The following is a 22,569-nucleotide window of genomic DNA, read 5'->3' as shown; positions in this document are numbered from 1 at the left end:
CATTGATTAACCGTTAAATGAAGATTTGGACAAAACTCACTAAATTACCGATTATTAAATTAATCATCGTTGCACTGCGGCGATGGCATAACAATTGATAAAAATGCATGTATAAACACTACAAATGACCGCTTCCCGTCCAGTGTAGGCAAGGAGATTATGATGTCTGCGTCCTCAAGCGCCGCTGCATGTCTGCTCGAAAATAACTGCCAAAACCTTGTATCAGCTACGAATTTATTAAAAGCCTTGGCGAATGAAAAACGCCTACAAATACTCTGCTTACTGGCCGAGGAGGAGCTTTCGGTCACGCAAATTAATCAGCAGCTTTCACTGAGCCAATCGGCGCTTTCGCAACATCTGGCTATTTTACGCAGGGATGAGCTGGTCAATACACGACGTGAGTCACAAACCATTTATTACTCCTTGCGTAGCGACAGCGCCAAGGCAATTTTAGACACCCTGGCGCAGCACTATACAACGTAAAAAACGCACTGTTTTTAGGGACTACCGATGCTGCCAGCCGGAGGCCTCCAGCATACTGAGAGCCTTTAGCGCGGCGTTTTCTACACCCGCCGAGACTGCCAAGCCTATTTTGCGGCTGATAGTTTTCGGCGCTTCAAGGCGCACATGGTATACATTGGCGTCGGCCATTCGTTCAACCAGATACGCCTCACTGGTGCCCAGACTATCGACCAACTGATTGGCAACGGCTTCGCTGCCGTACCAAATTTCCCCTGTTGCCAGAGTATCGATATCCATTTCAGGGCGGTGGTTACTCACGTAGTCCTTAAACAGGCGATGAGTATTTTCCAGGTTTTCTACAAATTTTTCACGGCCTTCCTGGGTGTTCTCGCCAATCACCGTTAGCGTGCGCTTGTACTTACCCGCCGTAAGTAGCTCAACGTCAATATCATGACGTTTAAGAAGGCGGTGAATGTTCGGCACCTGAGCGACCACACCAATTGAGCCAATTACCGCAAACGGCGCAGCTTTAATATGCTGAGCCGTACAGGCCATCATATATCCGCCGCTGGCCGCCACCTTATCGATACACACGGTGGTAGTAAGGCCCGCGCTTTGCAGCCTATCCAGTTGTGCGGCAGCCAATCCATAGGCATGCACAAGCCCCCCAGCAGACTCCAAACGTACCACTACTTCGTCATTGGGCTCAGCGACATCAATAATGGCCGATACTTCCTGAGCGAAAAGCTCCGTTTGAGAAGCTTTGATATCACCGTGAAAATCCAGCACCCATACTCTGTTCTTTGATGGAGTAGCCTCTTTGCTTTTCGCTGTTTTTTGACGACCTTTGTCTTCCTGGCGAAACCCCTTAAGCAGCTTTTTACGCGCGCCCTGCTCAGTGGCAGCCATGCGAAGACGGCGATTACGCGACTGACGCTGCTCATTGAGTGGCTCAATATGCAACCGAAGATCACTTTCTTGAGTTGCTTTGCTGCGCAAGATCAGCAAGGCGACGCCTCCCAGCAATCCAACAACCATCGTCGCTTGCACCAGAAAGGTGCCCATTCCTGCTATCCATTCACTCACGTATACGCTCCTGCCAAGGTTTAGCACTATCGTTCAATATCCGTTCGCACGGCTTGAACTAAACGATTGTTTAAAATACTCTCATTCACATTCATCGGGTCATTGATGATCCATTTATATATTTTACCGCCTTTGGAGAGATAGTTATGTCAAACAGCACGCTTGATAAGTTGAAAGCACGCTTTAATTCGGATGCGGCTGAGGGTATGGACGAAGTATTTCAATTTCACTTTGAAGATGCGGGTGATCACTACCTTGTTATCAAGGATCGCGCTCTGGATGTTCAGGAAGGCGAACATGATGACCCTTCGGTCAGCTTGAGCATGGGTACAGATACCCTCAAGGGTATTATGACCGGTGATATCAATGGCATGACCGCCTTTATGACTGGCAAGTTAAAAGCAACCGGCAACGTAATGCTGGCCACCAAACTCACCAGCCTGTTTCCCAACTAAACGCTCGCCGTGAACTTTTTAAGCCAGGGTGTTAGTGGCTTACTCACGCCATTTAGCCAAATGCGTTTCAATCAGTTCACGTGAAATGGAGTACGGCGGCGGCAACGAAGGTAGTTGCCGCGGCGAAAACCAGGCCGCATCGCTAATCTCTACCCCATCGATATTAATACGCCGCGTGGTCGCTTCAGCAAAAAAACCAAACATCAGTGAATGGGGGAATGGCCATGCCTGACTTTGGTGGTAGCGCAGCTTATCAACATGTACACCCACTTCCTCAAACACTTCACGATGGACAGCCTCTTCGGCTGACTCACCCGGTTCAATAAAGCCTGCCAGGGTCGAGTAACGTCCTGGCGGGAAACGTGGGCTTCGTGCTAACAGCATCGCTTCACCGCTGGTGACCAGAGTGATAATACACGGTGAAATACGTGGGTAGTTGCGATGCCCACACGCATTACAGTGCATGGCGAATTCAGCTTCAAGCCTCGTGGCCGCAGCGCCACAACGTCCGCAAAAACGGTGATTATCAAGCCATGCGCCAACCTGAAGCGCGGTAGAAATCAAGCTAAACCACCCGCTGGGAAGATCCGCCATCCATTGGCGCCCATCAATCCAGTCATCACCTGGCTCTTTATCAACCCATAGCGCTACTGGCTCGTCATTCCAGTAACACAACGGCTGCATTTGTTCAGTCCAAGGTTGATAAGGCTGAAGCGGCGTCAGTGCCTGGTCGCCCGATAGAGGGGCTGGCGCCAGTTGGCTGCGCGATAGACGAACAACGCGCCCTTCACGTACATGGTGCGGAATCTCACGCCTAAGCATTGTGATCACGTTCCTCAAACCAATTCAGCTTATGTGCCTGGCATTTTGCCTGATGAGCGGCGTGCTCTTGTGCGCTTGGACGGATGACACGCAACTGACCGGGTGTAAGCGTTAGCCGCTGAACCGATAGGCCTTCATTTGACGAATCGGCCTGCTGCTCTTCTGAAGACGTGGCAGCATCCAGCGTCAATGCCGTTTGCCCTCCCGTCATAGCCAGATAAACGTCGGCCAGAATCTCGGAGTCGAGCAACGCCCCGTGGAGCACACGGTGGCCGTTATCAATGTCATAACGCTTACACAGGGCATCCAGGCTATTACGCTGTCCTGGATGCAGCTCCCGGGCCATTGTGAGCGTATCCAGAACGCGGCAGTGCTCACGCACCGGACCTAATGGCGCTCCACTGCGCTGCTTATTTAACCGGCCAAACTCATGATCCATAAAGCCCACATCGAAGGGGGCATTATGAATAACCAGCTCTGCGCCTTCGATAAAAGCCCAGAATTCGTCCGCTATTTGAGCAAACACTGGCTCGTTTGCGACCTTTTCATCGTCAATACCGTGAATTGCCACGACTTCTGCGTCGATATGCCGCTCAGGATTGATGTATTGATGATAGGTACGCCCAGTAAAACGGCGATTCACCATTTCAACGGCGCCAATCTCTACAATGCGATGGCCATCCTTGGGGTCGATACCGGTCGTTTCGGTATCCATGATAATTTGGCGCATCACGCTCTCCTCTGCTGGTGCTCATCAATGGCTTCATTGGCGAGCGCATCAGCGCGCTCATTACCAGGGTGCCCGCTATGCCCTTTTACCCAGTGCCACTCTACCTTGTGTCGATGGGTCTCTTCGTGCAGCGCTTTCCACAGCTCGGCGTTTTTGACTGGCTGCTTGGCGGCGGTTTTCCAGCCGCGTTTAACCCAGTTGTGAATCCACTGAGTAATGCCTTGGCGAACATACTGAGAGTCGGTCCATAGCGCGATTTCACACGGCTTATTGAGCGTGCGCAGCGCCATAATGGCGGCCATTAATTCCATCCGATTATTGGTGGTGTCAGCTTCATAACCTTTTAAGGTCTTTTCATGCTCGCCGCTAGACAGCACCACCCCCCAACCGCCAGGGCCAGGATTTCCCCGGCATGCACCGTCGGTATATACCGTGACCTGCGGTAGCTGCTCGGCCGCTTGATTACTCAATCTTTCCATCCTTTATTAACAGGTATTGGCGCTACGTATCCTGATGAGACTGGTTATGCGCCGGTTTACCTCTGCGTGTAGCACCGAGCGATGAAGAGGAAACAGGGCGTTGTAGCGCAAACTTAATGCGTTTGACGTAAGCCGACTGCTGGCGGCGATGTGCCTGGATCATGTAACTTTCCCCCCAAGGCAAATTATGCCGACGCCCCAGCGCCTCTCGCCCTTCAGGGCAAGACGCATTCAGCAAGCCTCTAAAACAGCAATAGTCTACGCGTTCGACCTCAAAATCGACAAATGCTAGCCAGTCACGCAGTCGCCCAAGCTTGTGCCACTGCCCGTTCCAAGGGAATTCGGGCCGGCGTTTACGCCACTGATGTGCCAGGCCTTTAACGCTCAGAGGATTAAAACCAAAGAGCACCAGCATTCCGTTGTCCGCCGTCACTCGTGCCGCTTCTTGTAGGGTGTGGTGAGGGTTTTCCAATTGCTCTAGCCAGTGGTGGATGATAACCACATCCATACAACGATCAGGCAACGCCAAACGGTCAGGTGGGCAAACCAGCGTTGATGGGCTGGTGGCGAATTCAAGCGTTGGAACCCAGCGGACCGCGTGCGGTATCGACGACATGGTCATCAAAGAAGGCCCCATGCTTATCTCCAGGCTATGCCTACCCGCCCGGCTTTCAACCACGGGCCCCAGGCAAGCACGTTGCACGTCCCAAAGTGATCGACCAGCATCCGTTTTCCAGTAGGCCTGGCTATTTACCAAGCGGCTGGTCATCGCCTTATCGGCCGTTGTCGAATTTGACATGGACAGCGCTTCCCTCCAAAGTAACGGCTTTTTAACGCTTTCTATGTGTCTTTTCAACGTACTTATCAGCGTAATGACAGCAGGTTTGCAACCCTTAAAAGGATCTCGCCCATGATGAGCGTGACACCGATTCCCGCCCTTAGCGACAACTATATTTGGCTATTGAGACAAGATACCAGTCAAAGCGTTTGCGTGGTGGACCCTGGTGAGGCCGATCCTGTCATCAAGCTGTTAGAGCGTGAGTCGCTGACGCTGGACACCATTCTGATTACCCATCATCACCATGATCATACGGGAGGCTTGGCAACGCTCATCAAGCGCTACTCTCCCCATGTCATTGGTCCAGCGAATCCGGATATTCAGGGTATTAATCAGCATGTCGGTGACGGCGACACCGTGCGTGTGATGGGACGCCAATTTGATGTCATGGCAACCCCCGGGCACACGCTTGATCACATTAGCTTTTATACGCCGGGTATTCCGGCACTACTGTTTTGTGGAGATACGCTGTTTTGTGCAGGCTGTGGCCGTTTATTTGAAGGCACACCCGAACAAATGCACACGTCATTGAACAAACTCGCGGAACTACCTGCCGATACACTGGTCTTTGCTGCTCATGAATACACACAGGCGAATCTTGTATTTGCCCACGCAGCTGACCCAGAGAATGACGATGTGACTTATGCCTTAAGTGAGTGTGAAAAGGCTCGGGCATTAAATCGCCCCACCTTACCCAGCACAATAGGACGCGAGCTGAAAATTAATCCCTACCTGCGCGTCGGTACGCAAAGCGTACGCCAAGCGGCAGGAGAACAGGGAGCTAATGACAACGACCTCGCGACGTTCGCCACTCTACGTGAGTGGAAGAACCGATTTTAAGAACGCTCCAGAAACCAAATGAATTAAACTATGACCTATCGAACGATGCGACAGCGCTTGGTATTAAGCGCTGGCAGTACGGTAATTATGGGCTTGTTATTGGCCGCTGCCGCTAACTCACAAGCCTCAGCACTCTCATATAGCCCTTCTAATAGTGCTACTTCCTACACAGAGCACACGCCTTCAACGCAGGCGGCTTCGACTTCTTTCCACACCAGTTTTTGGGAAGACCTAGAGCTTCAGCATCAGGATGCCTGGACAGCGCTGCGTCAAACGTTTCAGTGGCAGGAGCTAACACTGCCCCCCAGCGCTCAGGCCCGCGTGGATGAGTGGATCGAATATTATCGCGCCAGCCCCGAAAACATAGCCACAATTACTGAGCGCGCCACGCCCTGGCTTGCCTGGATCACTCAACAAGTGAGTGATCGCGGCCTACCCGGCGAAATCGCCTTGATTCCGTTTGTCGAAAGCTCCTTCGACCCCAGTGCGCGCAGCCATCGTGGCGCAGCGGGGCTCTGGCAGTTCATGCCCAACACAGGTGATGCGTTGGGTCTGGTTCGTAACGGCAATTATGACGGGCGCCTGGACGTACTCACTTCCACCGCAGCGGCGCTTGATTACCTTGAGATGCAGGCGGATCAGTGGTACGAGGGCGGCATCATGCTTTCGTTGGCGGCTTACAACGCCGGAGCGGGCACCGTTAATCGCGCTCTACGCAAGGCACAAAATCAGGGGCTGGCGGGTGACTATTGGGATCTATCGTTACCGCATGAAACCATGCAGTACATTCCCAAACTAAAAGCGATCGCGACCATCATTAATGATCCGGAACGCTTTGATATTAGCCTGCCAGACATTCACATGGACCCAGCCTTTGCCAAAGTAAAACTGGAGCAACCCTTAAGTATCGCTCAAGCCTCACAGCTTTTAGATGTCAGCCAATCAGCGCTAGCCGAGCTAAACCCTGGGCTGCTTAACGGCAGCATCGACCCCCGCAATGTACAAACGCTTTTAGTACCTGAGGAAGCCGATACACAGGTATTAGCTCAGCTTTCGCAAACCACGTCTAGCGAACTTGCCTCGACACAAGCGCCCAACGTTCATCGTGTTGAACGTGGAGACAATCTATCCGCCATTGCCAGCCGCTACCAGGTTAACCAAAATGACTTGATACGCTGGAATGCGCTTGATCGACCTAATGCTTTACAACCAGGCCAACTCCTGACACTTTCAGGGCAATGAGTTGACAAGATCTGCTCACATGGGACGTAACCAATGCCACGTGGTGTGTTTGTAAAGACGCTGCTAATCGTTAGCTGCCTCATCATGAGTATGTCAGCCTTTGCAGAACCGACAGAGGCTGAACCTCAACCGCAGATCATGGCTGGCAATAGCCTAACGCCTGCAGATAGCGTCGCAAGCAACAATACATCGATTCAAACGGTGCATGGGCTGTCACTTTACGATAGCCCTGAGTTACCTGCCGACTTTGCCTATTTCCCTCATGTTAATCCACTGGCTCCCAAGGGCGGCACCATCACCCACACCGCCGTGGGCAGCAGCTTTGATTCCACCAACCCCTTTATCATTCGTGGCACGCCGGCCACCGGCGTAGGCCAGATATACGATACGTTAATGACCAGCAATCCAGGCGAACCCTTCAGCGTGTATGGATTACTGGCGGAAGGCGTCCGCTTGGACCCTGACCGGGAGTGGATTGAGTTTGACCTCCGCCCCGAAGCACGTTTTCAAGATGGCGAGCCGGTAACCGCGTACGATGTGGTGTTCTCCTTTAACCTGCTGCGTGAAGAGGGTAATCCTTTTTACGCCAGTTACTATGCCGATGTTGATAACGCCATTGCGCTAAATGAACACCAGGTTCGCTTCGAATTTAGCAGTACGGAGTCTCGTGAATTACCATTAATCGTCACACAGTTACCGATCCTCCCCCGCCACTACTGGGAACCCCGTGACTTTGCCGCCCCGACACTGACAGCACACCCAGGCTCCGGCCCTTATCGCATCAGTGACGTCGACCCAGGCCGGCGCATCGTATATCAGCGGGACGACGACTACTGGGGTAAAGACCTGCCTGTTAATGTCGGCCGCTACAATATTGATCGTGTGGTTTACGACTATTACCGAGACAGGGATATTGCCTGGGAGGCATTCAAGGCGGGCTTAACCGACTTCAGGACCGATGCCCGTGCGGCGACCTGGGCCATTGGCTACGATTTCCCGGCGTATCGCGAAGGGTTGGTGAAACGCATCACGGTGCCTGATGTAAATCCTTCGCTCATGCAGGCATTCGTATTCAATCTTCGTAAGGAGAAGTTCCAGGACCCGCGCGTACGCGAAGCGCTCAGCCTGGCGTTCGACTTTCCCTGGCTGAATACCAATATTTTTTATAACGCCTATCAGCGTACCGAAAGTTATTTCCAGAACTCAGAGATGCAAGCTGATGGCCTGCCGTCAGAGGAAGAACTCGCCCTGCTTGAGCCTTATCGAGAGGAGCTTTTAGCCTCTCATCGCTCTGAGCGAATATTTACCGATGCACTCCCTATCGACCAGCCGACGGACCTGCGCGAACGCTTACGCCGGGCGCTCGAATTGCTGAACGAAGCGGGCTACCAGGTGGAAGACGGCGTACTGGTTCATACTGAAACAGGCAAGCCCTTACAGTTAGAAGTGCTGCTTTACGATGCGAGTCTTGAGCGTGTGGTACAGCCTATGCTGCGCAATATGGCGCGTCTCGGTGTACAGACCACCATGCGGATCGTGGACATTAACCAATATCTTAATCGCCAGCGTAGTTACGATTACGATATTGTGATCAGCCATTTCCCCCAATCCAATAACCCCGGTAACGAACAGCGCGACTTCTGGAGTAGTGAGGCCGCCAAAGCGCCGCAAAGCCGTAACCGAATGGCGCTTGCTCACCCGGCAGTGGATGCATTAATCGAGGACATTATTAGCGCAGAGAGCCGGGAGAAACTGGATACAGCGACGCGCGCGCTCGACCGGGTGCTGCGCTGGGGTTTTTACACCATCCCCCACTATCACTCCGGCGAAACGCGTATTGCAGTATGGGACAAGTTCGGCTATCAAGAGCCTTTCCCGGAATACGCAATGGATTTAGATGCCTGGTGGGTCGATACCGACCGTGAAGCAGAATTACAGCGCCGTCACCGGCGTCGCTGAAGGGCTAAATAATAACGACTGGAGTGCACTCTGTGGCACGTTACACCCTACGCCGACTGCTACTGATGATACCGACGCTACTCGGCATCATGCTGCTTAACTTCATGATCGTTCAAGCCGCGCCCGGCGGCCCCATTGATCAGATGCTAGCGCGTTTTGAAGGCGCCAACGCCATGGCCAGCACACGTTTAGACATGGGCGGAGCAGATGTTCAAGTAAGCGATGATTCGCGGGGCGCACGGGGTATTGACCCCCGCTTTATCGAACAGCTGGAACAGCAGTTTGGGTTCGACAAGCCAGCCCATGAACGCTTTATCGGCATGATGACCGATTATCTTACGCTCGACTTCGGGACCAGTTTTTTTCGCGACCGCCCGGTGATCGAACTGATAATTGAGCGCCTGCCGGTATCCATTTCTCTGGGCTTATGGACCACCCTGCTGGTCTATGTGATTTCCATTCCACTAGGTATTCGTAAAGCCTTGCGCCACGGCTCACGTTTTGATGTGTGGACCTCAGGGCTGGTGGTGGTCGGTTATGCGATACCGGGCTTTCTATTCGCCATCCTGTTGATTGTGCTGTTTGCGGGCGGCACCTATTGGGACTGGTTTCCCCTCAGAGGGCTAACCTCTCCAGATTTTGCGGACCTTTCGCTAGGCGGCAAAATAAAAGACTACTTCTGGCATATCACGTTGCCCGTCACAGCGGCCGCTATCGGCAGCTTTGCCACGCTTACCATGCTGACCAAGAACAGCTTTTTAGACGAAATTCATAAACAGTACGTGCTCACCGCTCGCGCCAAAGGGGCTAACGAACAGCGCATTTTGTACGGTCATGTTTTTCGTAACGCCATGCTCATCATTATTGCGGGATTGCCGGCCGCGATGATTGGGATTTTCTTTACCGGCGCCCTGCTGATTGAGGTGATTTTCTCGCTTGATGGGCTGGGCCTTCTAGGGTTTGAAGCCGTTATGCAGCGGGATTATCCGGTCATCTTCGGCACCCTGTTTTTGTACACGGTCATCGGGCTTGTGCTAAAGCTGATATCCGATTTGACCTACGTGTGGGTGGATCCACGCATCGACTTTGCAACGAGGGAGTCGTGAAAATGAGCGCTTTTACATCACGGCTATCCCCCATTTCGCAGCGCCGTTTAGCCGCCTTTAAAGCAAATCGTCGCGCGCGGATATCACTTTGGTTGTTTGGCGTGCTGTTCATTATCAGCCTGTTTGCCGAGCTGATTGCCAATGACAAGCCGCTTATCCTGAACTACGACGGGCAGTGGTATACACCTTTACTGGTGGATTATCCGGAAACAGATTTCGGGGGCTTTCTTCCCACCCGTACTGACTATTTGGACCCGTTTATTCAACAGCAAATTAGCGACAACGGCTGGGCCATATGGCCGCTTATTCCGTTCTCCTATCAAACGCTGGATATGCAGATGCAACAACCCTCACCAGCTCCCCCGGATAGCCGCCACTGGCTGGGCACGGATGACCAAGGGCGCGATGTGCTGGCCCGCGTTATCTACGGTTTTCGGCTCTCTGTCTTTTTTGCATTAGTGCTTACGACAGGGTCGCTGGCGTTAGGCGTTCTAGCGGGCGGTGTGCAGGGGTATTTTGGCGGCAAGGTGGACCTTATAGGCCAACGGGTCACTGAAATATGGTCGGGGCTACCGGTACTGTTTTTGCTGATTATTTTAGCAAGCTTCGTGCAACCCGGTTTTTGGTGGCTGCTGGGCATTATGCTGCTGTTTTCATGGCTAGGCCTGGTCGATATTGTGCGGGCCGAGTTTTTACGAGCACGCAATTTGGAATACGTACGCGCAGCAAAAGCCATGGGATTGCCGTCTCGGCTGATTATGTGGCGCCATGTCCTGCCGAATGCCATGGTGGCTACTCTAACGTTTATCCCCTTTCTGTTTACCGGGGCGATTGGTACGTTAACAGCGCTCGACTTTTTGGGCTTTGGCTTACCACCGGGCTCTCCATCGTTGGGTGAGCTTGCCGCTCAGGGTAAGAATAATCTGCACGCGCCATGGCTGGGTATTACCGCCTTCATGACGCTTGCCGTGATGCTCTCCTTGCTTGTCTTTATTGGTGAAGGGCTGCGCGATGCCTTCGACCCACGCCACATTAATCAGCGCCAAACGCCTGCGCAGGACACCCAACATGCCTAAACCACTACTTCGGCTAACGGATTTCACGATTGCCTTTGATGATAATGTAGTGGTAGATGCGCTTTCATTAACGGTCAATGCAGGCGAAACGCTGGCGATTGTGGGTGAGTCCGGCTCGGGCAAGTCCGTTTCAGCACTGGGGGCTATTAACCTTTTACCCCGCAATGCCATGATAAGCGGCGAGCGCTGGCTAGAGGAGACTGACCTCAATCAACTTGGCAAGCGCGATTGGAACAGCGTGCGTGGCAACCGCGTAGGGTTTGTATTTCAAGAACCCATGACATCACTCAACCCTTTACACCGTATCAGTAAGCAAATTGGGGAAACCCTGCGCCTGCATCAAGGGTTAAGTGGGCAAGCGGCGCGAGCGCGGGCCAGAGAACTGCTTGAACAAGTGAAACTGCCCCGCGTTGATGAGCTGTTGGATGCCTGGCCTCATCAACTCTCCGGTGGTCAGCGTCAGCGCGTCATGATTGCCATGGCCATTGCCAATAACCCAGCACTACTAATCGCCGATGAGCCGACGACCGCGCTGGATGTCACCGTCCAGCAAGACATACTCGGCCTTTTAAAAGAGCTTCGCGATCAGCATGGCATGGGCATGTTGTTTATCAGCCACGACTTGAATCTTGTAAGCCGCTATGCCGAGCGGGTTTGTGTGATGTATCGCGGTAAGATTCAGGAAATGGGGCCAGTTGAAGAGGTTTTTCAAAACCCACAAAGTGATTACACCAAAGCACTGTTAGCAGCGGAGCCTGAAGGCCGCCCGGCAGCGCCTGCCAATACGGCGCCCTTATTAACCGCTCGCCAGCTAAGCGTTAGTTTTAAGCGACCCAAAACAGGGCTATTCAAACGCCAGCCTCCCCCCTTTGAAGCGCTTAAAGCAACCGACTTGAGTATTTCGCCCGGTGAAACGTTGGGCATTGTCGGCGAGTCAGGCTCAGGTAAAACGACGCTGGCATCCGCGATTATGCGCCTGGTGCAAAGTCAGGGAGACGTTATCTTAGGTGATGCTACCTTGAGCCAGCTTACGGGCAATGCGCTACGGCACCAGCGTCATCGATTACAAATGGTATTTCAGGACCCATACGGTGCGCTTTCACCGCGTATGCCGGTGTTTGGTATCGTGAGTGAGGGGCTACGTTTTCACTATCCTGCGCTTTCACTCGATGAAGTTACCCGCCGTGTGCAACAAACGCTGCTTGAGGTGGGTTTACCTGAAGGCTGTGCGGCACGCTATCCCCATGAGTTCTCCGGCGGACAGCGCCAGCGAATAGCCGTGGCCCGAGCCATTATTTTAGAGCCTGAACTTCTCGTGTTGGACGAGCCTACCTCAGCGCTGGACCGTACCGTACAAAAGCAGCTTGTGACGCTACTTCGTCAGTTACAGGAACGTCGTCAGCTTAGCTATCTATTTATTAGCCACGACTTAGCCGTAGTACGTGCCATGGCGCACCGTATTATGGTGCTAAAGGATGGTGAAGTGGTCGAACAGGGCCCCTGCCTTGACGTGCTGTCCTCGCCTCAGCATGCATATACTCAATCGCTGATTGCCGCCGCCCATTTGCCACGTTTTTTTGCTTAACGTTCTTTTGAAAAATGTAAGCAGGTAACTCTGATAGTAGGCGTTGCTTAAAGAAGTAAGATAACGGTATAAATTGAGTATTGAATACGCACTTGACCTACTGCCGTTTGGCCAAGTGCGCTTAGCGGCTGAATTTAGAAGCTGTCGATTTCTTCCTGCGTTAACTCGCGCCACTCCCCGGGGCCCAAATCATCCGTTAATACAACATCACCAATAGATTGACGGTGCAGCGCATTAACATGGTTACCCAGCGCGGCAAACATACGCTTAACCTGGTGATAGCGCCCTTCGGTCAGGGTAAGCTCCGCTTGTAGAGGCGTTATAAACCGGAGTAACGCAGGCTGCGTTGGTGTCTCTTCATCATCCAGCAGAATGCCCTGGGCTACCTGATTGATTGCCCACTCCGCATCGTTGCCTTCCATAGGCTCAGCCAAGTCGGCGATATAGACCTTGGCGCAACGATGACGCGGTGAGGTAACACGATGAGACCACTGGCCATCATCAGTCATCAGTAAAAGGCCAGTGGTATCAACATCCAGCCGCCCTACTGGTTGAAGACGCTCTACTTTGGGCAAATCAATCAAATCAATTACCCGTGGATACAGCCCGCGCCTGGCAGTGCACTCAACATCCGTTGGCTTGTGCATGATTACATAGCGAAGCCCGACCAGCGAAAGCGTTTCGCCGTTGAATTTCACCTCATCCTGCTCGGTATCAATCTGGGTGGCCGACTGCTTAATAGGCTCACCATTAAGCGTGACTTCGCCATTTTTAAGCGCTCGTTTTGCTAAACTACGCGTTAGCGGTGTGGTTTCACTTAAAAATCGATCAAGGCGCATTATTGGCCCACTCCTGGCAGTAACGAAAAGTGGTCGGCATCTTGCCAGGCTGGAAATCTTTCACGAAAAGCATTTAACTCCGTTTTATCAAGCGTCCCCGTTTCAATAAACGGCGTATTTTCAGGATGGTCGATGAGCGGTTCGCCCTTGAAATCGACCAGCATGGAGTCGCCACTGTAAGCAAGGCCCTTGGCATCTTCACCAACACGATTAACCCCCACAACATACGCAAGGTTTTCCACCGCCCGAGCCTGGAGCAGCGTTCGCCAAGGCTGCCGACGCGGTGCTGGCCAGTTGGCAACACACAGTAGCGCATCATACTCGAAGTGCTCTTGCGCTGCTGGCTGTTGACGCAACCAAACAGGAAAACGCAGGTCGTAGCAAACGCTTAACAGTAGCTTAAACCCCTTGAGCTCGACTATTTCACGCTGGCTGCCCATACCATAGCGTTCATGCTCGCCCGCCATACGAAACAAATGGCGTTTATCGTAATGGCGGATATCACCCTCGGGCGTGGCCCATATCATACGGTTGTAATACTGGCCGTCATCAACGATGGCCACACTCCCGGTTATGACACAGTTACGCGCTTTAGCTTGCGCTTGCAGCCAGGCGACGCTTTGACTTTGCGCCATGGGCTGGGCCATTTCGCGCGAGTTCATGGTAAAACCCGTTGCAAACATCTCGGGTAATACGATGAGATCGGTGTCACGGCTGTCCAGATCGCCCAACAAACGGACTAAATGATCATGGTTGGCCTGTGGGTCTTCCCAGCGCAAATCGCACTGTACCAGGCTCGTTCTTAGCTGACTCATGTCACGTCTCCTTTGCCAGTATGTTTTCGCAATTATGTGGTAGATTAGCATTTTTAAATAATGAGGCTGCTATGCTTTCCCCTCCAGCGCGTGATCCACAGGCCATCAAAGGCGTCACATTTGGGTTAGCAGCCTATATAATGTGGGGGTGTTTCCCGCTTTTTTTCGCGCTGTTTGACGGTATTCCAGCGTTTGAAATTCTTATCCACCGAATAGTGTGGTCGTGTGTTTTTCTTGTAGTACTCATCACGATGTTAAGCCGTTGGTCCCCCGTGATAACGGCGTTGAGCCAGCCTCGCCGTTTAGGCCGTGTACTGATTTGCGCCGTGTTAATCGGCTTCAATTGGGGGCTTTATATTTACGCGGTGGAAAGCAATCAGGTGTTGCAAGCAAGCCTTGGCTATTTTTTAACGCCACTCGTTAACGTGGCACTGGGCGTGCTGGTGCTGCGTGAAGTGATGGCACGTCTTCAGTTAGTGGCGTTAGGCCTTGCAGGCTTGGCCATTGCCATCCAATTTGCACTGCTGGGTGAACTGCCCTGGATCAGCCTGATGCTAGCACTCAGCTTTGGTAGCTACGGGCTTTTTCGAAAGCAGGTGCCGCTGGACGGTTTATCGGGACTGTTTGTAGAAACCCTCCTGCTGTTCCCGCTGGCTCTGCTCGCCCTGACATGGCTTAGCTGGCAGGGTAATTCACACTTCATGATTGATGTACCAACGAGTGTTTTACTGGCGGTAAGCGGCGTAATAACCGCTTTACCGCTGATGGCTTTCGCGGGTGCGGCTCGACGCTTACGGCTCTCGACGTTGGGCTTTTTGATGTACATCAACCCTACAATTCAGTTTTTGATCGCCTTAACCATTTTTGGTGAACCGCTGGGTACCATACAGCTTGCCACTTTTATTATGATCTGGTTTGGGCTTGCGCTCTATTCCTGGTCATCCTGGCAATCACGCCCGCACCAGGCCGCTATCCGCTAACGCTTCTTGCCCTGAATGCGATAATGTCAGGGCAGAGCTCGCCTCTTCTACCCCCTCTGGCTGATAGCCAACCCGGAAACCACCCCAGTGTTTGCCATGGATAAAAATCGGTACCGATAGATCATGCATGATCTCGCCCGTATCGCGTTTATAGGTTTGAAGCAATAATGGGTGTTGATGAGCACCACACCGACTTCCCGTCGCGTCATCAAAAATACGCTTGCTGCGGCAGTACTTTAAATCATGTTCCATATCGCCCGTGGGCTGTCGGCTAACCGCCTCATTGTGAGTAGGCACATAGCCATCACGATTACAGGCAATCGCATAGCTCAAGCTATATTCCGTTAGCAGAGGCTCTTGCACACTTGGTAAATATTGATCGGTAAAGTTGTCGAACCCTGTGCGATAGAGCGTTGGCCGAGTGTCCGGAAGTGCCTGATAATCTGGCTGAAAAAGGGCTGATTCTACGAGCTCTCCGCGGGAAATGGCCTTTTCCAATAGCTTGCCAATGCGGTCAGCCGTTTGGCGAGCCGCTTTAAATACCTGTTGATGCCGCCCCTGAAGGCGCTGCTGAGCCAGCTCACCATCCACCCCTTCAGCCGCTTCCATTAACGAACGCGCCTGCGCAGCCAAATCATGCATATTGTGATTACCTTCATCTACGTCTCTCTCTAATTGACGTAGACTCTCGGCAACGGTCTGACTATGGGTTTTGGTGCTCTCCATGGCGGTGGCGACGCTTGTGGTCTCATGCTGAACCTGATCAAACTCTTGGGTAATGGTGGCCAGACGCTTGCCTACCTGTTGCAGCCCTTCGGAGCGCTCTCGAATACGCACCATTATCGCGCCCATCGTAGAGACAACTCCCTGGCCGCTTTGATGCATATCCTTAACCAGCGTTTCTACGTTCTGCGTCGCGGTTGAGGTCTTAAGCGCCAAGCTCCGTACCTCTTCGGCCACCACGGCAAACCCACTGCCATGCTCACCCGCCCGGGCCGCTTCAATCGACGCATTAAGTGATAACAAATGGGTTTGCTCGGCAATGCCTTCAATCATTTCGGTGACATTGCGCACCCTCTCTATTTTGTCATTAAGCGCAGTCAACATTTCTAACGCCTGATCTGAGCGCTCGGCCACATGGCTCATATCGCTGACAATATCCGTCAGCTCGTCATGATTCTGATGGCTGGCATCGCGCGCCTTTTCTGCCAATGTGGCCACGTGAGTCGCGCTCGTACTTACTTGCAAAATAGCGGTATTGATTTCGTTCATGCTTGAGGATGCTTCATGCGCCATCGCCTCCTGCCTGATAAGACGTTGGTCCATAAGATCGGCATAGTGAGAGACCTCTGCCGAAGCAATGGCCGTTTTGCTTGCCCGTTTCATTAAGCGATACGCCATCGCACGAAGCGACGCGTAATCCTTGAGCGGTTTTGGCCCACGAACAGGCTGGGCAAGACGCTGCTGGTCGGCCATAAAAACACTGAGCAGCGCATTAGCAACCAGCCCCGCCCCCGCTAACGCGGCGCAAATAAGTGCCAGGTATTTAAAGGTACCCGCTTGGGCAACCAACCAAACCGATAATCCGAGCAATATCAATGGTGTCAGCACACGAAGTAGACGCATAGTGGGACTCTTTTGTAATTAAGGTTATCGAGCTGCGTTTGTCGGCGTTTTTGTGGACAGCGGTAAGCAAAACGCCAAGAGGCGCCCAATTTTCTTAACGAGCTTAACGGGTTATGCTGATGAAATAAGTAACACTTTGGGGGAAGAGAGGTGGCTTATTTAAGAAGCCGAGCCGTAATTACTGGCATAACGCGTTAATATAAGGATTAATAAAAGAACCAACGGTTCTTAAAAACCATTGATGCCTGATGGCCCGGAGCCCATGTTTAAGCGTTATTTACCTATTCTCACTTGGCTGCCGCACTATCATAGACGCCTGCTGGGTGCTGATGTGCTTGCTGGGATCATTGTGACCATCATGGTCATTCCGCAATCGCTTGCTTATGCATTACTAGCTGGACTGCCAGCCGTTGTCGGATTATATGCCAGTATCCTGCCGCAGCTTCTATACACCCTAATGGGGACAAGCCGTACGCTCGCCGTGGGCCCCGTTGCCATTATCGCGCTGATGACTGGCGCAGCGCTCGCTTCCGTAGCGCAGCCAGGCACTGATGCCTACTTACAGGCAGCCTTGGTACTTTCATTACTTTCTGGCGCTATATTAGTCGCGATGGGCGCGCTACGGATGGGCTTTTTAAGTAATTTTTTAAGTCATCCGGTCATTTCTGGCTTTTTAACCGCCTCCGGAATACTCATTGCAGCAAGCCAGTTAGGGAGTCTCTTAGGCGTCTCCAGTAGCGGCTTCACACTAACTGAGCGTGTGATGACGCTACTCCCCAACCTGCCTCAATTTAACCCCTACACATTTGCGATTGGCGCAGGCACGTTGGTATTTCTTATTGCCATGCGTCGCTATGGGAAGCAAACGCTTAGCGCACTGGGCCTTCCTGCCGCGCTTGCTGACTTAATCACCAAGGCGGGGCCTGTTTTTGCCGTCGTTACAACTACGTTTATTACCTGGCATTGGCAACTCACAGAGGCAGGCGTTGAGGTAGTAGGCGCTATTCCAAGCGGCTTGCCAGCGCTTAGCTTTCCGTGGGAGGACGCCTCCTTATGGCGAGCATTGTTAATTCCGGCGCTGCTGATTAGCCTGGTAGGTTTTGTCGAGTCCGTGTCCATGGGCCAAATGCTGGCGGCAAAACGGCGCCAGCGCATCTCACCAAACCAGGAACTGATCGGCTTGGGAGCCGCCAATCTGGCAGCGGGTGTTACCAGCGGAATGCCGGTAACGGGGGGGCTTTCAAGGACGGTGATCAACTATGACGCCGGAGCCCAAACCCCAGCGGCCGGGGCGTTTGCGGCTCTGGGCATTGCACTTATCACCTTATCATTTACCGACTGGCTTTATTACCTGCCGATTGCCACCCTGGCCGCCACCATTACGGTGGCTATTTTAACGCTGGTAGATATTTCCATGCTGCGTCAAACCTGGTGTTATTCGCGCAGCGATTTTGCCGCAATGGCCGTGACCATTTTATTGACGCTGGTCGAGGGAGTTGAAGCCGGTATTATGAGCGGTGTTGCATTATCGATAGCGCTATTTCTTTACCGTACCAGTCGCCCACACAGTGCACTGGTTGGCCGGGTACCGGATACCGAACATTTTCGTAATACCCACCGCCATAATGTAGAAACCATTAGCCATGTGGCACTGCTACGTATCGATGAAAGCCTCTACTTTGCCAATGCTCGCTACCTGGAAGATACTGTTTATAATCTGGTGGCCAGTCATCCTGAACTTGAGCATGTGGTACTGATTTGTTCAGCGGTTAACCTAATTGATGCCTCTGCGCTGGAAAGCCTTGATGCCATCAATGCGCGACTCAAAGATTCCAACGTCAAACTTCATTTATCGGAAGTGAAAGGTCCTGTCATGGACAAGCTTAAAAAGAGCGCCTTTCTGGACGCTCTAACAGGTCGGGTTTTTTTGAGCACTTATGCAGCTTGGCGAGAGTTTTCGTAGATAAGATGGATAACATGCGTATAACTGGCTACTCTAAACGGCGATTAATCAGCTACAGTATAATTACGAAGGAGTAAGTAATACGTTGTTTTGAGAGGGCTTCTCTAGATGGTTCGATTAAAGTAATGTGAATATTTTAGCGAGCCAACGGCGTTTAGGAGCAAAAATGCCAAGTGAGTGGATTATAAAGCGGGACGAAAAATTAGTATTACAGGGCGAATGGACGCTTTCTAATTACAAGCAGCTAAAAAATGCGGCTCAAAACTATTCCCAACCAAACGATATATCCCTTACCGGTATTGAGCGACTGGATACCGCAGGAGCCGCTGTCATTGTTGGCATGATCGGCATTGAAAAGTCTCGCGCAATAAGCGATTGGGCAGGCGAGCTCCCTCTGGAACAACAAGCGCTTTTAAAGCGTATCGCTGAAGCGATGGACGCCCCGATCGAAGCCGTGCAGCATAGTTCCAACCGTCTCACTGATGCGCTGGCAAGTATTGGGGAGCACATGGCGGGGTTATGGTCGCAGCAACGCCAGTTGCTGGCCTTCATCGGGCTCGTCATCGCGACACTGGTACAGGTCGCTTTTAAACCAAAGCGTTGGCGAATAACGGCCACCGTCGCCCAAATACAGCAAAGCGGCCTTAATGCCGTTCCCATTGTTGCTTTGTTAACCTTCATGGTGGGTGCGGTCGTTGCGTTTCTGGGCGCCACTGTTCTCGAACAATTTGGCGCGACTGTTTACACCATTGACCTGGTGGCATTTTCATTTCTACGTGAATTTGGCGTTTTGTTGGCAGCAATTTTATTGGCAGGCCGAACTGCCAGTGCATTTACGGCTCAGTTGGGGTCGATGAAATCCAATGAAGAAATTGACGCGCTACAGACGCAGGGGCTAGATCCTGTTGAGTTATTAGTGCTGCCACGGATCATAGCGCTTCTCGTTAGTCTGCCTCTACTTACCTTTATAGGAATGATGTGTGGCTTAATGGGAGGCGCGCTTGTCGCAGTGCTCGCTTTGGATATATCAACGGGGCAATTTCTTTACATACTGCAAAAAGATGTTGCGTTGAATAATTTCCTGGTAGGGATGAGCAAGGCCCCCATATTCGCCTTTGTTATTGCCGTCATTGGCTGTCTGGAAGGCTTCAAGGTTAGTGGTAGTGCACAATCAGTAGGTTCTCATACCACATCCAGTGTCGTGCAATGCATTTTCATGGTTATTTTGATTGATGCACTTGCCGCTCTGTTCTTTATGGAGATGGGCTGGTGAGCGAATCTACTGACTCCTCAAACCAATCACCCAGCCACTCGTCTGGACGACCGGTGATTGAAGTTCGCGGCCTGGAAAACCGCTTTGGTAACCACGTCGTTCATGAATCGCTGGACCTTGATCTACTCGACGGCGAGATTCTCGGAATCGTGGGCGGATCAGGCACGGGGAAATCTGTTCTTTTGCGCAGTATCGTGGGGCTAAAACGCCCCAATGCAGGCAAAATTAATGTATTGGGTAATGATCTTAACCAGCTAAGCAGTAAGGAGCGCAGCCAGGTTGAGCGACGCTTTGGCGTGCTTTTTCAACAAGGCGCCCTGTTTAGCTCGCTTAGCTTACAAGAGAATGTGGCGCTGCCCATTATTGAGCATGCCAAATTACCACGAGAAGATGCGGAATATCTGGCGCGGGTAAAACTCTCGCTGGTGGGGCTTGAGCCCGAAGCTGCATTGCAGTATCCAGAGTCGCTCTCTGGGGGCATGATTAAGCGTGCCGCCTTGGCTCGCGCACTGGCATTAGACCCTGACATTCTGTTTCTTGATGAACCTACTGCAGGCTTGGACCCTATTGGCGCCGCTGCGTTTGACCAATTGCTGGTCACGTTGCGTAATGCGCTAGGCTTTAGCGTTTTCCTGGTAACACACGACTTGGATACACTTTATGCCGCTTGCGATAGAGTGGCCGTACTTTCTCAGAAACGTGTTTTAGTAACGGATACCATTCAAAATGTTGCCCGGACGGATGATGAATGGGTTCAGAACTACTTTAACGGGCCTCGTGGCAGAGCCGCCAACAAGACCGCCCACTCAAATGATCGTCAGCTAAGGAGTGAGTAGCACATGGAAACACGCGCTCATCACGTTCTAATTGGTTTATTTACAGTAATAACGGCGGCAGCGGCTCTGCTATTTACGCTCTGGATCAGCCATGCAGCGGGTCAGCGCGACTATCAAACGTACCGTGTCTTGTTTGAACGCAGCGTTAGCGGGCTGACAGTAGGAAGTGCAGTGCAATATAACGGCATCAGAGTAGGCGATGTAACAACGCTGAATCTCAACCCTGCAGATCCTCGTCAGGTTATTGCCAAAATTCGTGTCGAAAAAGATACCCCCGTCAAAGAAGATACTCACGCGCAGCTAGCGTTTGCGAGTATTACTGGCAGCATGTCGATACAGCTCTACGGTGGAACACCGGATAGTCCTGCGTTAATTGATCATGCGGGTGATGAAATACCCGTTATTCATGCAGACCCTTCCCCGCTCTCCACTTTTTTAGAAGAGGGTAAAGAAGTGGTTGATAACGTTAATTCAATTTTGGCCAATGTGAATAACCTCTTCGATGATAGTAATCGTCAGAATGCAAGTAACGTACTGACGAATATAGACCAAATTACCGAAATGATAGCGTCACAGCGTGAAGCGTTTGAAGAGAACTTAGCCCTATTAGGCACTGCATCACGCCAAGCGACCACCACGATGGCCAGTATTAACGTACTGAGTGAGCAAGTTACCCAGCTGCTCGAACAAGATGGACAAAACGTTATGCAAAATGCTGCCAATGCCAGCCAGGATATCGCCCGCGCAGCGCAGCGGATGGAGCAACTGATAGAGCAAAATGCTGACGCAGTTGATAGTACCTTGCAAGGCACCCGCGATATTGGTCCTGCGCTTTCTTCCTTGCGTTCAACGCTTAACTCATTGGATCGTATCGCCCGTGAGCTGGATGAAAACCCAATTGAATTCTTGTTGGGCCGGGACCAGATAAAGGAGTTTAGCCCATGAACTTACGCCCTGTTTTTGCCGTACTCACTGTATCCGTACTCTTGTTGAGCGCTGGGTGCTCCATCGTCCCTAAAAACGACCCGGCGACGCTTTATCGCCTCCCCTCCACTAACGTGCCTGACATAAACATGCCCTCCAATGCAGCGACTGAAACATTGGGCATTGCTACGCCAGAAGCCGGATACCTGCTGAGCGGTAATCGCATAGTGGTCTATCCGGAAAAAAATATCGTTAATGTGTATGAAGGCGCTCGCTGGTATGAAGATACCCCCGCTCTCGTTCAATCACGGTTAATAGAAGGTTTGCAGCAAAGTCAGCTCTTTGGCAATGTCGGGACCGATCAACTGCCCTCTCAGCTGCAGCTACTCAGCTCACTGCGTAGTTTTCAAAGTGAGTATGAAAATGGGCGCCCTAATGCCGTTATTCAGCTCGATGTCCAGCTTGTAAACACCCATGACCGAATGCCTATTGCTTACCGCACGTTTACCACGACCAGTCAGGCAACCGATGTTGATATATCTTCAGTGGTCGACGCCTTTGGCCGCGCAAGCGACACTCTGGTTGAACAGCTGATCACATGGCTGCAAGCCAACAGGTCTTCTTTTTAGACCA

22 protein-coding genes are annotated in these 22,569 nt (G+C 52.0%); 14 read left to right on the top strand and 8 right to left on the bottom strand.

Annotated elements, in window-relative coordinates:
• The first annotated feature begins 162 nt into the window (after positions 1-162).
• A complete protein-coding gene (locus ACT3TY_RS12290) occupies positions 163-483 on the top strand; it encodes an ArsR/SmtB family transcription factor (protein WP_087111368.1) in 321 nt (106 codons plus the stop codon).
• A gap of 21 nt (positions 484-504) precedes the next feature.
• Here the strand turns inward: ACT3TY_RS12290 and sohB are convergent, their stop codons facing one another.
• Positions 505-1,548, bottom strand: coding sequence for a protease SohB (gene sohB / locus ACT3TY_RS12285; RefSeq protein ID WP_444628441.1), 1,044 nt, complete (start codon positions 1,546-1,548; stop codon positions 505-507).
• Positions 1,549-1,694: 146 nt separating this feature from the next.
• Between sohB and ACT3TY_RS12280 the strand changes: the two genes are divergently transcribed.
• Entirely contained in the window at positions 1,695-2,003 is a 309-nt protein-coding gene (locus ACT3TY_RS12280) for an SCP2 sterol-binding domain-containing protein (RefSeq protein ID WP_444628439.1), read from the top strand.
• A 39-nt stretch (positions 2,004-2,042) separates the two neighbouring features.
• Here ACT3TY_RS12280 and nudC read toward each other — a convergent pair whose 3' ends face one another.
• Genes nudC through ACT3TY_RS12260 form a run of 4 tightly spaced genes read right to left on the bottom strand, consistent with a single transcriptional unit; the run spans position 2,043 to position 4,833 of the window.
• Positions 2,043-2,825: an NAD(+) diphosphatase gene (gene nudC, locus ACT3TY_RS12275; RefSeq protein WP_444628438.1), complete on the bottom strand. Its 783-nt coding sequence runs from the start codon at positions 2,823-2,825 to the stop codon at positions 2,043-2,045.
• On the bottom strand, positions 2,818-3,555 hold the full coding sequence (gene dnaQ / locus ACT3TY_RS12270; RefSeq protein WP_172118769.1) for a DNA polymerase III subunit epsilon: 738 nt from the start codon (positions 3,553-3,555) through the stop codon (positions 2,818-2,820). Before dnaQ ends, nudC begins: the two co-directional genes overlap by 8 nt.
• Entirely contained in the window at positions 3,555-4,034 is a 480-nt protein-coding gene (gene rnhA / locus ACT3TY_RS12265) for a ribonuclease HI (RefSeq protein WP_406565437.1), read from the bottom strand. Before rnhA ends, dnaQ begins: the two co-directional genes overlap by 1 nt.
• 22 nt (positions 4,035-4,056) lie before the next feature.
• Positions 4,057-4,833 (bottom strand): class I SAM-dependent methyltransferase, encoded by a 777-nt coding sequence (locus tag ACT3TY_RS12260; RefSeq protein WP_444622348.1) that lies wholly within the window; start codon positions 4,831-4,833, stop codon positions 4,057-4,059.
• Positions 4,834-4,944: 111 nt separating this feature from the next.
• Between ACT3TY_RS12260 and gloB the strand changes: the two genes are divergently transcribed.
• Genes gloB through ACT3TY_RS12230 form a run of 6 tightly spaced genes read left to right on the top strand, consistent with a single transcriptional unit; the run spans position 4,945 to position 12,680 of the window.
• The gene (gloB, locus tag ACT3TY_RS12255) at positions 4,945-5,712 is read left to right on the top strand and encodes a hydroxyacylglutathione hydrolase (protein ID WP_193054592.1); all 768 of its coding nucleotides are present in this window, start codon (positions 4,945-4,947) and stop codon (positions 5,710-5,712) included.
• 30 nt (positions 5,713-5,742) lie between these two features.
• The gene (locus tag ACT3TY_RS12250) at positions 5,743-6,954 is read left to right on the top strand and encodes a transglycosylase SLT domain-containing protein (RefSeq protein WP_193054593.1); all 1,212 of its coding nucleotides are present in this window, start codon (positions 5,743-5,745) and stop codon (positions 6,952-6,954) included.
• A 33-nt stretch (positions 6,955-6,987) separates the two neighbouring features.
• The gene (locus ACT3TY_RS12245) at positions 6,988-8,913 is read left to right on the top strand and encodes an extracellular solute-binding protein (RefSeq protein WP_444628436.1); all 1,926 of its coding nucleotides are present in this window, start codon (positions 6,988-6,990) and stop codon (positions 8,911-8,913) included.
• A gap of 32 nt (positions 8,914-8,945) precedes the next feature.
• Positions 8,946-10,019 carry a microcin C ABC transporter permease YejB gene (locus ACT3TY_RS12240; RefSeq protein WP_441679365.1) on the top strand — a complete coding sequence of 358 codons (1,074 nt, stop codon included), beginning with the start codon at positions 8,946-8,948 and terminating at the stop codon, positions 10,017-10,019.
• A 2-nt stretch (positions 10,020-10,021) separates the two neighbouring features.
• Positions 10,022-11,095 (top strand): ABC transporter permease, encoded by a 1,074-nt coding sequence (locus tag ACT3TY_RS12235; RefSeq protein ID WP_444628434.1) that lies wholly within the window; start codon positions 10,022-10,024, stop codon positions 11,093-11,095.
• Positions 11,088-12,680: an ABC transporter ATP-binding protein gene (locus ACT3TY_RS12230; protein ID WP_444628433.1), complete on the top strand. Its 1,593-nt coding sequence runs from the start codon at positions 11,088-11,090 to the stop codon at positions 12,678-12,680. Before ACT3TY_RS12235 ends, ACT3TY_RS12230 begins: the two co-directional genes overlap by 8 nt.
• A 134-nt stretch (positions 12,681-12,814) precedes the next feature.
• On the opposite strand, the gene ACT3TY_RS12225 is transcribed toward ACT3TY_RS12230, so the two are convergent.
• On the bottom strand, positions 12,815-13,519 hold the full coding sequence (locus ACT3TY_RS12225) for a pseudouridine synthase (protein ID WP_444628431.1): 705 nt from the start codon (positions 13,517-13,519) through the stop codon (positions 12,815-12,817).
• On the bottom strand, positions 13,519-14,334 hold the full coding sequence (locus ACT3TY_RS12220) for an amidohydrolase (RefSeq protein ID WP_444628430.1): 816 nt from the start codon (positions 14,332-14,334) through the stop codon (positions 13,519-13,521). Before ACT3TY_RS12220 ends, ACT3TY_RS12225 begins: the two co-directional genes overlap by 1 nt.
• 71 nt (positions 14,335-14,405) lie before the next feature.
• Here ACT3TY_RS12220 and rarD point away from each other — a divergent pair, with 71 nt between their 5' ends.
• Positions 14,406-15,314: an EamA family transporter RarD gene (gene rarD / locus ACT3TY_RS12215; RefSeq protein WP_444628429.1), complete on the top strand. Its 909-nt coding sequence runs from the start codon at positions 14,406-14,408 to the stop codon at positions 15,312-15,314.
• On the opposite strand, the gene ACT3TY_RS12210 is transcribed toward rarD, so the two are convergent.
• Positions 15,285-16,940 carry a methyl-accepting chemotaxis protein gene (locus ACT3TY_RS12210; protein WP_172118780.1) on the bottom strand — a complete coding sequence of 552 codons (1,656 nt, stop codon included), beginning with the start codon at positions 16,938-16,940 and terminating at the stop codon, positions 15,285-15,287. The two genes, rarD and ACT3TY_RS12210, sit on opposite strands and share 30 nt — an antisense overlap.
• 262 nt (positions 16,941-17,202) lie before the next feature.
• On the opposite strand from ACT3TY_RS12210, the gene ACT3TY_RS12205 reads away from it, so the two are divergent.
• From ACT3TY_RS12205 to ACT3TY_RS12185, 5 genes are all read left to right on the top strand, one after another.
• A complete protein-coding gene (locus ACT3TY_RS12205) occupies positions 17,203-18,903 on the top strand; it encodes a SulP family inorganic anion transporter (RefSeq protein ID WP_193054600.1) in 1,701 nt (566 codons plus the stop codon).
• Between the two features lie 166 nt (positions 18,904-19,069).
• On the top strand, positions 19,070-20,176 hold the full coding sequence (locus ACT3TY_RS12200) for an MlaE family ABC transporter permease (RefSeq protein ID WP_444628427.1): 1,107 nt from the start codon (positions 19,070-19,072) through the stop codon (positions 20,174-20,176).
• Positions 20,173-21,012 (top strand): ABC transporter ATP-binding protein, encoded by an 840-nt coding sequence (locus ACT3TY_RS12195; protein WP_172118783.1) that lies wholly within the window; start codon positions 20,173-20,175, stop codon positions 21,010-21,012. The genes ACT3TY_RS12200 and ACT3TY_RS12195 overlap by 4 nt, the downstream gene beginning before the upstream one ends.
• 3 nt (positions 21,013-21,015) lie before the next feature.
• A complete protein-coding gene (locus ACT3TY_RS12190; RefSeq protein WP_444628426.1) occupies positions 21,016-21,957 on the top strand; it encodes an MlaD family protein in 942 nt (313 codons plus the stop codon).
• Entirely contained in the window at positions 21,954-22,565 is a 612-nt protein-coding gene (locus tag ACT3TY_RS12185; RefSeq protein WP_193054603.1) for an ABC-type transport auxiliary lipoprotein family protein, read from the top strand. The genes ACT3TY_RS12190 and ACT3TY_RS12185 overlap by 4 nt, the downstream gene beginning before the upstream one ends.
• Positions 22,566-22,569: the final 4 nt, after the last annotated feature.

The sequence above is a fragment of the Halomonas sp. AOP22-C1-8 genome, assembly GCF_052378905.1.
In the GTDB taxonomy this organism is placed as follows: Bacteria; Pseudomonadota; Gammaproteobacteria; order Pseudomonadales; family Halomonadaceae; genus Vreelandella; species Vreelandella citrativorans.
This window is presented reverse-complemented; position numbering and strand designations above follow the sequence as displayed.